This is a genomic window from Trichocoleus sp. DQ-U1 (assembly GCF_039961925.1).
In the GTDB taxonomy this organism is placed as follows: domain Bacteria; phylum Cyanobacteriota; class Cyanobacteriia; order Cyanobacteriales; family FACHB-T130; genus FACHB-T130.
The window spans coordinates 14,756-27,264 of sequence record NZ_JAMPKB010000071.1; the positions used below are offsets into that span (position 1 = coordinate 14,756).

The window sequence follows — 12,509 nt, forward strand, 5'->3', positions numbered from 1 at the left end:
GCTCTCCCAAAGGAAAATGCGATTGCTCTTTAGTATTGCTGGATGTACTGCCCGATGTTACTGGTTCAATGTTACTGGTTCATCTGCGTCCCACGGTTCATCTGCATCGGGGTCGTCTGTGTTCCAGGAGTCATTTGCGTCCCAGGAGTTGTCTGCATTCCCCGGTTCATCTGCATATTCGGGGTTGTCTGCGTCCCCTGGTTCATCTGCATCCCCCGGTTCATCTGCGTCCCCCGGTTCATCTGCATCCCAGACATTCCAGGCATTCCAGGCATCGCATTGTCTGTCTCAGCCACCTTGGCACCTGTCATCGAAGCAGCCATTTCTAAATGACCCTGCACCCTTGGCAAGATTCTGCCAGCAAACGCTTTCAGATCGGGATCTTGTCCCAGTCCAACTTGACGCTGGTACACTGCGGCACTTTCCAAGTGACCGTTCAGCCCACCCTCCATCATATAGGCTTGGTCGAAGCTCTTTCCAGACAACTGCTGAAGCCGCATCATTGCCGCTTCATACTTTGGCCCCGGAGTGGTTGGAGGCGTGACTCCCTTCTGAGCTGCTAACTGCATCAGCTCTTGGTTCGCCCGTGTATGCTCCTGAATCATCTGCTGCGCGAACTGCTTTACATTCGGGTCGGTTGACTTTTCTAACGCCAGTTGCCCAAGTTGTACTTCTGCCATTCCCCCGTGGGCGGCGTCCATAATAAACTGCCTATCTAGGGCAGTCAACTGGCTGTTGCGTGACGGCGTTGCCTGTCGGTTTGACGGCGTTGCCGGTCGGGTTGATGGCGTTACGGGGCGGGTGGTCTGAGCTACGGCTGAGAAGCCCAGAGACGTAAATAATCCAACTGCTACAAGGGCAGCAGTTGCTGTTGTTCGTTTCATCATGGTTAAATCTCCAGGAAATACTTTTGTTTGCTAGGGCTGACCGTAGGTTCGTTAGCCAAAAAAGAGCTAACAAATTCAGGAAAGTCTTGATGCACTAAATTTTTTTTCTCAACTCAGCGATCATTTACATCTGAGCAGGTATACATCTACTAATACTGCTTAATCTTTCTTCAACTACCTCTCTCTTTAGATATGTTTGCTTACCGAGAGAGCTAATCGTATCAATTCATTCTTTAAAACCATACTTGCTGCTAAAAATTACTTTGTAGCTTCACTGGAAATTCCAAAAAACATATTGTAGCGCCGTGTCTATCAGATGCGATCTCTAGCTTGCTCTAAATTTCAACTAAATCTCGATCGATATTTGTTTTTTAGAATAAAAATGAATGCAATCTATTTTTGTTCGGTTTTATACAGGATAATGAAATTAAAAACTAGGCTAAAGTAAGGGATTTTCAGAACTAAAAACATCTCATTAGGTAGAGGCTTATTCAGCGAGTCATTAGGAAATTAGGGTTTATTCGCAGCGCTACTGCAATCAAAATCCGAAGCACTACCAATAGCGGGAATTAGCTGCACTGCTAGCTAAATAGAAAAGTGCAACTGCTGACTTGAATCGCCATCTAATTCAACAGGGGGATTCGAGTAGAGTAATATTTATCGCCTCTTCGGGATAGGCTAGAGCGATCGCTTGTTCTGACTGCCGCCAGAAAAGCTTGCAATGAACAATTTGAGAGTGGTAGCGTCGGAGAGCTAGCTAGATATACGTAGAAGCTGAAACGTCTAAACATGAAGCGATCGCTCCTTAGCCTGACTCTAGGCTTAACATTGCTAGAATCATTCACTCCAATTGCTTTGGCAGCACCCCCTAGAAACCCAGATCAAACAGTGGAGTGTGAAATCTTGGTCGTTGGAGGGGGACTCTCCGGTGCGGCGACTGCCTACGAAGGCTTATTGGCGGGGCGAACCGTTTGCCTCACGGAAATTACCGACTGGGTAGGAGGACAAATTTCCGCACAGGGAACTTCCGCACTGGATGAACGCCCTACCCAACGGCAAAAGCTGTTATATTCTCGCGGCTACCTGGACTTGCGACAGCGAATCAATCGCAAATATGGAGAACTCAATCCTGGCGATTGTTGGGTTAGTGAATCCTGCTTTCTTCCCCGCGATGCTCACAAACTGCTGTACGACCAATTGCAAGATGCTGCCAAAAGAGGCAGAGGCAAGCTGAAATGGTTTCCCTCGACGGTAATCAAAGAACTGAATATCGACCAAGCGGGCAATTTGATTCAAGGTGCGATCGCTATCCAGCATCGCCCAGCTAAAGGCGCATCCCCTCTCAACACCTTGCCGCTATCGCAAACGATTGAGGATTCTTATCGCTACGAGAACTCGCCTCAGTTTGAAAAAAGCATTGTGCGCTTTGTACCCCAGCCAGCGAAAAAGCCAGCACCCGCAGCCCCAAATTGGTACGTGGTTGACGCCTCAGAGACCGGCGAACTGATTGCCCTGGCTGACGTTCCTTACCGGCTGGGTATCGACCCCCGTTCTTACCTGGAACCATCTTCGTCGAGTGAAAAGGGCGATCGCTATTGCACCCAAGGCTTTACCTACACCTTTGCAATGGAGGCAACCAAACAACCACAAACCCATACCCCGCCACCGTTCTATTCTCAATATGAACCCTACTACAGCTATGAATTAAAGCGACTAGCGGACTTTGGGCTAGTCTTCACCTACCGACGCATTTGGAGTCCTAAAGCTGGAGAAACAACCAAATTCGGGGGTCTTTCCTATACGGGGCCCACTCCCGGCGACATCTCCATGCAGAACTGGACTTGGGGCAACGACTACCGCCCCGGAAACGCCGAAGATAACTTAGTTTACACTCGCGACCAGTTGCAAGCCGCTGGACAGCTACAGCCTGGAGAATGGATGGGAGGATTGCGAACCGAAACCCTCCGCAAAGGCGAGGAAAACGCGCTGGGATATTTTCACTGGCTGGTTGCTGGAACCACCGACTCTCAACTTGGCCCAGGAGTTAAGCAGGCGAAACCCAATAACCGTTACCTGAGTGGGTTAGATTCCCCAATGGGAACGGTGCATGGGTTATCTAAGTATCCTTATATGCGGGAAGGACGGCGAATTATTGGACGCCCCACCTTGGCTTATCCTCAAGGTTTTAGCATTTGGGAAATTGATATTTCTCGCCGTAACTACAAAGACGACTACTACCGTCAAACATTGTCACCAGATACCTATCGGAGACTACAGGCATCGCTTGCAGGACTGGAAGTAGCGTCTGTACTGAGCGGCACCAAGCCGCCGGAACAAGTCATGCGGCGCACTCGTTCCACCATCTATCCCGACGCTGTGGGGATTGGTCACTATGCCATTGACTTCCATCCTTGCATGACCCAAAGCCCCGCAGAAGCTCCAGGAAACACCGAACGGGAAGGTGAACGACGGGGTGCAGGTCAAGCATATCCGTTCCAAATCCCTCTCAGAGCGATGATTCCCCAAAAAATCAACAATATGCTAGTGGCAGGGAAAAGTATTGCGACCAGTCATATTGCCGCCGCTGCCTATCGAGTGCATTCCTTTGAATGGTCAGCGGGGGCTGCTGCTGGAACGACAGCCGCTTTTGCCTTAGAAAATGCGATCGCGCCTTATCAGCTAGTGGATGAACTGCCACGCGCCGAACCACAACTAGAAGCGCTGAAACGTCGATTGGATAAGAATAACAATCCGACTGTCTTTCCAGACACCTCAATTTTCAACCAGAATTGGGAAGATTGGAAATGATATTTGCGAATCGGGAATGGCTATCCAATTAGCCATTCCCGATTCGCAATGACTACTTTGCTGGCTTCTCTAGCGACCAAATAGGAAGTTTATTCACCTCTTGGAGGGTTAACTCTACATAAGTCATGTCCTCCGGCTTAGCAACTTCTAGACCAAAATAACCTTCAGGGCCATCGTGAGCGTGGGAGCCACTGCTCCGGGCTGAATAATGCCCTTGCAAACGAGCTTGATTAAATTGGGAACTCACGTTCCACAGCCACCGAGAGGGGAAGACAATACCGCCGAGATCCTCAACCCAGTCTCGACTCCCTCGCAGGTGATAGAAACGAGCCGCCTGAAAGCCCGACCTCCCATTAAAGACCCCACCCACAGAGACGATAGTGATTTTTGTATCTAGCCATTGGTTAAGATAGGGAGCCGCACCCAAGGCAACTTGTACGCCACCACTCGTTCCAACGAGAATGATGTCAAGCGGTTGACCCCCTTTACGGGAAATGGGCTGCCCACTATTCATCCGCTCGATGATGGCATTGGCAATCCCCTGATTATAAATAGAGCCATAGCGAGGATCGGCGGAAATCGCAAATCGCCAGAGATTGCGGATTTTGATCAGCACGCTGGCGATTCCCATCCCACCATTTCGATTCGCAAAGTGCCATACGGGACTTAATAACCGCTGTCCTCCTAGACCCTTGTTCTCTGCTGAGTATGGGAAAACATCTCCTACGGCTACGCAGTTAGGATGACTCTCAACAATCCGGTCTAAAAAGACTTCTTCCCCCGGTGTTAATTCATTGGCAGAAAAATCTCCTACTCCTGTCAAAAACACAATGTAACAATTGATTGGGGAGGATTTGGCATCAGGATTTGAGTCATTGTTGGGTGGCAAGATCGAGCTTTGGTTTTTCTTCAAACCTAAAGTTTCTGCTCCTTGTTCCAGCCACCATACTACAGTTCCGACTGGCGAAGTAATACCCCAGATTATGAGTATAAAGACCGCTAGGAGCAACAGCTTCAAGGTTCCCCCTCGAAGCCATACAAGTATCCGCCAAATCAATCGCAGCATTCAAGAATATCTAGTTGCTTACTGTTACTGTCTTAACGTCAATTAATTTCGGTCAGGAAGTGAATTTTTTTGGTGATTGGCTCCCTGAGGCATCCCTGACGCAGTATCCTATCCAAAGTTGTCATCAATCGTGAGTAGTAAGGATTCAACGTGAGCAGCGAGGAATCAAAAATAAGCTTGGGCACGACCCTTTGGAATGCACTTGCTTTAGATGGAAATTTTTATGAAAATGCTCGAAATACGCCTAAAACCTATCGAATTGCCCAAACTATTGTGATTTTAGCAGCACTGTCCCATGCTTTGGGTAGTGCTGTTATTTTATTAATTAACCTGGCAACGCTGCCCGTAATGCTGCTGGCGCTTCTGATTGATGGGATGAGCATTGTGGGAGGCTACTATTTCTGGACGCTTACCATTTGGAAGATTGGGGAGTGGCGAAAACCAAATCACGTTACCTATAGGGATTTGATGATTCCGATTGGCTTTGCCTATGCTCCGCAAGTGCTGAATTTCTTAACGCTGATTCCTTTGTTCGGACAACCACTTGAGCGGGTGCTAGCCGTTTGGAGTTTGCTGGCTGTGATTGTAGCAGTCCGCCAAGGGTTAGATATCAGCACTCGCAATTCGGCCTTAATTTGTTTGGTCGGATGGCCTTTGGTACAGCTGGCGGTTGGATTTATACAACGCTTTGAACAATTCCTGGTAGAGGGTTTCTAGGTTTTGTTGACATTTTGCCAAAACTTTGCACCAAATCCCGCTCTGGTTTTGCTTGGTTGTCACAGGAAACGAAGATGATTCTGACTTAACCTGTTACTTTCGGGGATTCAGGATTGTTAAAATAGAGCAAAATACTTGTAAATTAATTTTGTTAAGGTCTTTTCGCAATCTGCCTTATGACTAGGAGACTTTCAGCCGCTGTTGGCGCGATCGCCTCCGGTATAACTTTACCGACCGCCGCTGCACCGATTCAAGCTCCTGTTCAGACTCCTGAACGATCTAGTCAAGTTGTCCGCAAGTTATATCCTAATTACAAAGTGATCGTGTTAGACGATGATTTCAATACGTTTGAACACGTTCACGAGTGTTTGGTGAAGTATATCCCTGACATGACAAGCGATCTCGCTTGGGAACACACCTATCAAATCCACTTTGAAGGTCAAGCGATTGTTTGGGTGGGTCCCCAAGAGCAGGCAGAACTTTACCACGAGCAACTCAGTCGCGCTGGGTTGACAATGGCTCCTCTAGAGGCGGCTTAAAAGAGTTATGAGTTTGAGTTAGCATTCTTAGTTCAAAACTCAACACTCATAACTCAAAACTTTCCGATTTCCTACGCGGTTACGGTTGCCATTGCCCGTTCAACGGCTTGCAGCGCTTGGTTTACCTCTTCAGCAGAGACAATCAGCGGCGGCACAAATCGAATCACTTTGGGACCAGCAGGTACCAACAATAAGCCGTCGGCGATCGCTGCTTTCACAACATCTGCTGAAGTTAAATCAATCTCTGCCTTCAACTCCATGCCGCTGATTAAACCCCAGCCACGCACTTCACTAATTTGGTCGGGATATTTAGATGCGATCGCACTCAATCCAGCTCGTAATTGTTCGCCCCGATCTTGTACATTTTGCAGAATATTATCCCGTTCTATCGTCTGACAGACGGTTAACGCAGCCGCACAGGCAAAAGGATTGCCACCATAAGTGCTAGCATGATCTCCCGGCTGAAAAACATCGCAATGTTTCTTGCACAAGGTTGCACCGATGGGAATGCCGCCGCCTAATCCCTTGGCAGAAGTGAAGATATCCGGCTCAATCCCTAAATTCTCGTATCCCCAGAACTTGCCGCTGCGACCCATGCCAACTTGCACTTCATCTAAAATTAGCAATATGTCGTTGTCATCGCAGATTTTCCGCAATTCTTGGAAGTATTTGACATCACCGGGACGCACACCGCCTTCTCCCTGCAAGGCTTCTAGCATAATGGCGGTGACGTTTTGATCGCCTTCGTCGAGAGTAGCGATCGCATTCTTGATCGCCCCAATATCGTTGTAAGGCACATAGTAAAAACCAGGCATCAACGGGGCAAAATTTTTCTGGTACTTCGGTTGACCTGTAGCGGTAATCGTCGCCAACGTGCGCCCGTGGAAGCTGGCGTGAGCAGTCAAAATAATCGGCTTTTGTATCCCTTTGACCGTGTGGGCGTATTTCCGAGCCAGTTTAATCGCCCCTTCGTTCGCCTCAGCACCGGAATTGCAGAAAAACACCCGATCCGCGCAGGAATGCTCGATCAACCATTTTGCCAGTTCCCCTTGCACCGGGATGTAATACAAGTTAGAGACATGGTGCAGCGTCTGGATTTGGCGAGTTACGGTTTCCACCAAAGCTGGGTGAGCGTGTCCGAGGGTACAAGTGGCAATCCCGGCAACAAAGTCCAGATATTCGCGCCCCTCGCTATCCCACAGGCGGCAACCCGCACCCCGTTCTAAAGCTAGGGGATAGCGCCCGTAGGTACTCATCACCGAGGCGTCAAAGCCTTCTGGGTCATACGGAACGGACACGCCTGACTCTGCCGGAATTGAGGAATTTTCAACCAGAGTTTCTAGACTCACTGCTTACTCCTGAAATTTTTTATCCTTATTTGGCAATCTTAAAGGGAATTTTCAAAAAGTTCTGTTTAAAGGGAACTATAAACCCTGAGAAAACAGAAACAGCCTTACTTGCGAAAGGTTAGCTGAGGCGGTTAACATCGTCCACGCGACTCCAGGTTGAGTCTAAGATTGACCGCGAGCATTGCACTTGATCCAATCGGCTCGTCTGACAGGATGATTTTGGGAAAGTTTAAGTTGCGATCGCTCCTCATTTTTGTTTGTCCCAATCAGCTAAATCAGATGATGCATCTTTTATCCTTAGCAAAACTCCCCGTCTGGTGCTTTCCGCAGCCGTTTGTTCTCGCTAATCTTAACCAAACAAACCAGCAGCCTCAAGCAAACATTGCAGAGTTAGTCCCAATTCTGATTATTCTCCTGCTAATTGCCACAGTTGTTGCCCTGGTGACACAGCGGCTTCGCGTTCCCTATGTCACGGGTTTAGTGTTGGCAGGTTTACCAATCACGGAACTATTTTCTCGCCGGATTGGACTCGATCCTTCCTTAGTATTGAATCTTTTCCTGCCAATTCTCATCTTTGAAGCTGGCATCAATACAGATGTTAGCCGTCTCCGAAGCACGTTTAAACCAATTGCCCTTTTAGCGGGTCCAGGGGCGATACTTTCCTCGGCAATTATTGCCGTTCTGTTGAAATTTGGGCTAGGGCTAGATTGGATACCAGCGCTACTAATTGGAGTTATTCTCGCAAACACTGATACGGTTTCCATGATTGCCGTTTTTAAGGAGATACCTGTACCCTCCCGGCTTTCCACGATCGTTGAAGGAGAAACCCTCTTCAACGATGCTGCCGCCCTAGTTTCATTTAACCTGATTCTGACAGTGTATTCGACAGGTTCGCTCACAGTATTAGAAGGAATCCAACAACTATTATTTGTTGCCGTGGGAGGCAGTCTCGTTGGCTTAGTCTTGGGCTATTTAAGCATCCCTGTATTTCTTCGTTTACACGATCCCCTTAGCAGTCTCTTGCTAACCGTTGCAGTTGCATTAGGAACCTTTCAAATCGGGCAATCTTTAGGGGTATCCGGTGCTGTGGCTGTGGTTGTAGCTGGATTAATTTTCGGGAACGTTGGTCTTTCTCGCAGCACGTCTGCTTCCGATCGGATCGCGTTGTTAAGTTTCTGGGACTATGCCAGTTTTGCAGTCAATACCTTTATTTTTCTGCTGATTGGTGTAGAAATAAACCCGGTGACGTTCTGGAGGACTTTGCCAGCGGTTCTGCTTGCCGTTTTGGCTTACCAAATTGCGCGAGTCCTCACTGTCTATCCGCTGTTGGCTGGAGTGCGTTGGTTTGACCGTCCGATTCCATTGCGCTGGCAGCACGTCCTGTTTTTAGGTAATATCAAAGGCTCTCTTTCAATGGCTCTTGCCCTTAGCTTACCTACAACACTACCGGGGCGAGAGCAGTTGATCGCTTTAGTGTTTGGTGCGGTGTTGTTATCTCTCGTAGGGCAGGGCGTAAGTTTACCTTGGTTTGTACGCCGGTTGCAACTCTCTCGCTTCTCAGATTCTCGCCAACAAATTGAGGAATTGCAGGCTCAGTTAATTGCTTCTAAGGCAGCTCAAGATGAATTGGATAGTCTATTGAAAAAAGGGGTTTTGCCAAAAAGTGTTTATGAAGAAATGCGAGCCGTTTATCAGGTGCAAGTTGCCGGGGCAGAAAAAGCGCTGCGGAATCTTTATAATCGTCGTCCGGGACAATTAGTTGAAGGCGATCGCTCAAAACTTGACGCCATTCGACGACGATTACTCTTGGCAGAAAAAGGGGCGCTAAATGAGGCGATCCGGCAGCGAATTCTCTCTGAGGAAATTGTGCAAGGGCGAATAAAAACAATTGATGAACAACTGATGAAACTAGAAGATGATTAGGCACAACCATTAATAAAATCAATGGCTTGATGTAATGACCCTGGCTTCGTCACCATTAATATCGTCGCTCCTGGCTCTAATACTGTACTTCCGTTGGGAATTTCTAAATCCATGTGGGGATGGGATTGATAACCAATAATTAAAGAGCCTGTAGGAAATTGGGGTTCTTGAGCGATTTCAGCAACGGTAAGACCGACAACATAGCACTTTTGGGGAATCGAGAGTTTTAAAACTTCAATTTGACCCTGCTCAAAATGCATCATTGATTCTACTTGCGGATACTCAATCGCATTCACCATTGTAGAAACTCCCAAATCAACAGTACTGATGATATGAGAAGCCCCGACAATGCGTAGGGGTTCGGCAAAATCACGGTGGCGCACTCGACTCACAATATGGGAAACGCCGTAGTGTTTAGCAAGCGTGACCATTGCTAGATTTAAGGCATCATGACGGAGAACGGCTGCGACGGCATCAGCTTTGTGAATCCCGGCTTCTAGCAGCACCTCGGTACTGACAGCACTTCCTTCAAATGCCATTGCGCCGACTTGTTCGCGGACATACCGGCAAGCACTTGGATCGATATCAATTACGGCGACGGTATGCCCCAGGTCTACCAGCCGTTGCGCTAAATCCAACCCAACAAGTCCGGCTCCACCAATGAGTACAAACATAGCTGTCTCTCTAAGAATATTGACTCTGTGCTTCACTTTACAAGTCGAGAGCGGTTATCCTGCGAGGGTATCCTCCACATTTTTTTCTAAAATTGACTTAGGTGACTACAGGCAGTGTAAGCAACGATCGGACAGCACTTGAGCAAAAATATGAACGCCTTCGTCAAGAGTTGATTGGCGGTGCGATCGCACTCTTTGGTGTCGCCCTGCTCGGCACTTTATGGTACAAGCTGGTGGAGGGTTGGTCGTGGTCAGATGCCGCCTATATGACTGTGATCACGCTAGCAACTGTGGGGTATGGAGAAACTAATCCGCTGGGTAATCGCGGTCGCTTGTTTACGATCGCCCTGATTTTAACAGGTGTGGTCAGCATCGGTTACATCGTCAATCGGTTTACAGAAGCCCTGATTCAAGGCTACTTTCAAGAGGGAGGACGACTGAGGCAGCGGCGGCGTTTGGTAGATTCTTTAAACGAACACTATATCCTTTGTGGATTTGGGCGCACCGGGCGTCAGATTGCCAAAGAGTTTAAGGCGGAAGGCATTTCGTTTGTGACCATAGACTCTCAGGTGGAGCCGGTAGAGGAGGCGCTACAGTTGGGTTATATCGCGGTGCAAGGCGATGCGACGCTGGATGACACGCTTCACAGGGTAGCGATTGAACGGGCGATTTGTCTGGTGGCGGCGCTACCTTCGGATGCAGAAAATCTCTATACGGTGATTTCGGCGAAAACGCTCAATCCAAACATTCGAGCGATCGCGCGGGCAAGTACAGAAGAAGCGGTGCAAAAAATGCAACGCGCCGGTGCTGATGCCGTGGTTTCCCCCTATATTACTGGCGGCAGGCGCATGGCAGCAGCAGCGCTTAGACCCCAGGTGATGGACTTTGTGGATGGTATCCTCACGGGAACCGATCGAGCTTTTTATATGGAAGAGTTCCTGATCGATCCTCAAAGTTGTCCCGTTGTGAGACAAAGCCTAAGAGAAGCCCGGTTGCGATCGCAATCGGGCGCTTTAGTTCTCGCCATTCGTCGCGCCGATGGCACCCTCATCGGGGGTCCCACGGGAGAAACTCAATTACTGGCGGGAGATTTGCTCATTTGCATGGGTACAGCAGAACAACTGCGAATCCTCAGCCAAATCCTCATTCCCATTAGTTCTGGGAAACTGCGTCCGCCCAAGCATACCTAACCCAATCAGTTTTTCTACCTAGCGATCGCTTTAATTAATCCAGTTTCAGGGAATTCACTGGCACCTCATCCCAAGAATCAACCGTCCGCAATCTGGCAATCCAACCCGACTCCTTTTGGAAATCGGTTAAATTTTGCTGGTAGGATTCATGACAATCTTGTGCCTGCGCTTCATCACAACAGGCAATACAGGCATGAATCATCCCAGACGGGTCGATCTGTTCGTTCACCCAAATGGTCATAGGCATAAAGCTTGTAATCGTTGTATTGCTGGGCTTTTTCTAGTTCTTACTTTATTCATTACTTACCCGTTGCTTACTCAGGTGGTCTGAGAGTAGCGTCCCTTCGTAGAGAGTTTAACTCCTTTACATTACTCATTGCTTACTTATTTACAGCAGTCTTGGCATTACCTTATCGATGTCTTACTTAGGTAGCGCCTAAAAACCTTACCCTAATTAGAGTTTAACTCTTGGCACCTACAAGTCATATCCGGCACTGTTTAGGTATCTAACCTTAATCAACGAGTACCCATCTCTTCATGGGGTTTGTAGAGGTCATACAGAAGGCTCTTATTGTCAATAATCTTTTTAATTGAGAATCAGCTCTTAGTGGGTGTACTACTGATCTAGTACAGACTACTCCTACTGGTGATTCACATCCCCTTGGAGTCGCTTTAGCCTCTCCTGATATCTATGTTCATTTCTCCAGAATAGTTAAACTTTATAGTTAAACTTTTTCCGACAAACACATAAAACGCTTAGGAGAATTGTGGCTTACTTTCATTTGACACTTGCGAACAAACCTTAGCACTCTCGGAGTCTGGGAATATTTGACTAAATTAGGACGATCTCATCTAGCAGGGACGTACGTCCGTTTAATGTATCCCAGAGACTATCAGCCATACCACGGGAAAATCCTAGTCGCTTCACTTAATTCCTTGATCGCTGAAAAATACATCCAATTAGATACAGCAAAATAATTGTGAATAAGTGTTAATTAAGTGACCGTAATATCACTTACTCTTTCACAATATAGAAGCCTATTAAAAGGGCAGTCACCCTGTCAGTTAAGTTTGCGAGACCCGTACTGGCAGAGTGACTTACGACTTACTCACACTCACTTTTAACTAATGCAATAGGTACTAGAGTAAAACTTCTTTCTAGATGGCTTTATTTTAGTACCTATTGCGCTTTTGTTTTATAAGTACTTATGTAAAATAAATTACACATAATAAAAAGTAGAATTAAGCTAAAACAAAAGTCAAGAAAACAAGAGACTTATGAGATTTATTAGAGATTTAAGCCGAGAAACTCAAAGGATTCTCAAAAGAATTTATAAAGAAAGTAGACATCATCAA

General features: G+C 47.4%; 10 protein-coding genes. 5 read left to right on the top strand and 5 right to left on the bottom strand.

Going from position 1 to position 12,509, the window contains the following annotated elements; translation table 11 throughout:
- Window positions 1-71: 71 nt before the first annotated feature.
- Entirely contained in the window at window positions 72-887 is an 816-nt protein-coding gene (locus tag NDI34_RS22335) for a DUF4142 domain-containing protein (RefSeq protein ID WP_242032506.1), read from the bottom strand.
- A gap of 789 nt (window positions 888-1,676) precedes the next feature.
- Between NDI34_RS22335 and NDI34_RS22340 the strand changes: the two genes are divergently transcribed.
- Window positions 1,677-3,695 (top strand): FAD-dependent oxidoreductase, encoded by a 2,019-nt coding sequence (locus NDI34_RS22340; RefSeq protein WP_190526202.1) that lies wholly within the window; start codon window positions 1,677-1,679, stop codon window positions 3,693-3,695.
- A gap of 52 nt (window positions 3,696-3,747) precedes the next feature.
- Here NDI34_RS22340 and NDI34_RS22345 read toward each other — a convergent pair whose 3' ends face one another.
- Complete coding sequence (locus NDI34_RS22345) at window positions 3,748-4,761, bottom strand: hypothetical protein (protein WP_190414458.1); 1,014 nt, start codon at window positions 4,759-4,761, stop codon at window positions 3,748-3,750.
- 150 nt (window positions 4,762-4,911) lie between these two features.
- Between NDI34_RS22345 and NDI34_RS22350 the strand changes: the two genes are divergently transcribed.
- Both NDI34_RS22350 and clpS read left to right on the top strand, forming a co-directional pair.
- Complete coding sequence (locus NDI34_RS22350) at window positions 4,912-5,478, top strand: hypothetical protein (RefSeq protein WP_348233873.1); 567 nt, start codon at window positions 4,912-4,914, stop codon at window positions 5,476-5,478.
- A 176-nt stretch (window positions 5,479-5,654) separates the two neighbouring features.
- Window positions 5,655-6,017: an ATP-dependent Clp protease adapter ClpS gene (clpS, locus tag NDI34_RS22355; RefSeq protein ID WP_190414456.1), complete on the top strand. Its 363-nt coding sequence runs from the start codon at window positions 5,655-5,657 to the stop codon at window positions 6,015-6,017.
- Between the two features lie 71 nt (window positions 6,018-6,088).
- Here the strand turns inward: clpS and NDI34_RS22360 are convergent, their stop codons facing one another.
- Window positions 6,089-7,366, bottom strand: coding sequence for an aspartate aminotransferase family protein (locus NDI34_RS22360; protein WP_348233874.1), 1,278 nt, complete (start codon window positions 7,364-7,366; stop codon window positions 6,089-6,091).
- Between the two features lie 279 nt (window positions 7,367-7,645).
- Between NDI34_RS22360 and NDI34_RS22365 the strand changes: the two genes are divergently transcribed.
- The gene (locus tag NDI34_RS22365; RefSeq protein WP_242029114.1) at window positions 7,646-9,289 is read left to right on the top strand and encodes a sodium:proton antiporter; all 1,644 of its coding nucleotides are present in this window, start codon (window positions 7,646-7,648) and stop codon (window positions 9,287-9,289) included.
- On the opposite strand, the gene NDI34_RS22370 is transcribed toward NDI34_RS22365, so the two are convergent.
- Window positions 9,286-9,963, bottom strand: coding sequence for a TrkA family potassium uptake protein (locus NDI34_RS22370; RefSeq protein WP_190414454.1), 678 nt, complete (start codon window positions 9,961-9,963; stop codon window positions 9,286-9,288). The genes NDI34_RS22365 and NDI34_RS22370 overlap by 4 nt on opposite strands.
- Window positions 9,964-10,064: 101 nt before the next feature.
- Between NDI34_RS22370 and NDI34_RS22375 the strand changes: the two genes are divergently transcribed.
- The gene (locus tag NDI34_RS22375) at window positions 10,065-11,153 is read left to right on the top strand and encodes an NAD-binding protein (RefSeq protein ID WP_190429967.1); all 1,089 of its coding nucleotides are present in this window, start codon (window positions 10,065-10,067) and stop codon (window positions 11,151-11,153) included.
- A 34-nt stretch (window positions 11,154-11,187) separates the two neighbouring features.
- Here the strand turns inward: NDI34_RS22375 and NDI34_RS22380 are convergent, their stop codons facing one another.
- Window positions 11,188-11,394, bottom strand: coding sequence for a glycogen debranching protein (locus NDI34_RS22380; protein ID WP_190414452.1), 207 nt, complete (start codon window positions 11,392-11,394; stop codon window positions 11,188-11,190).
- Window positions 11,395-12,509: the final 1,115 nt, after the last annotated feature.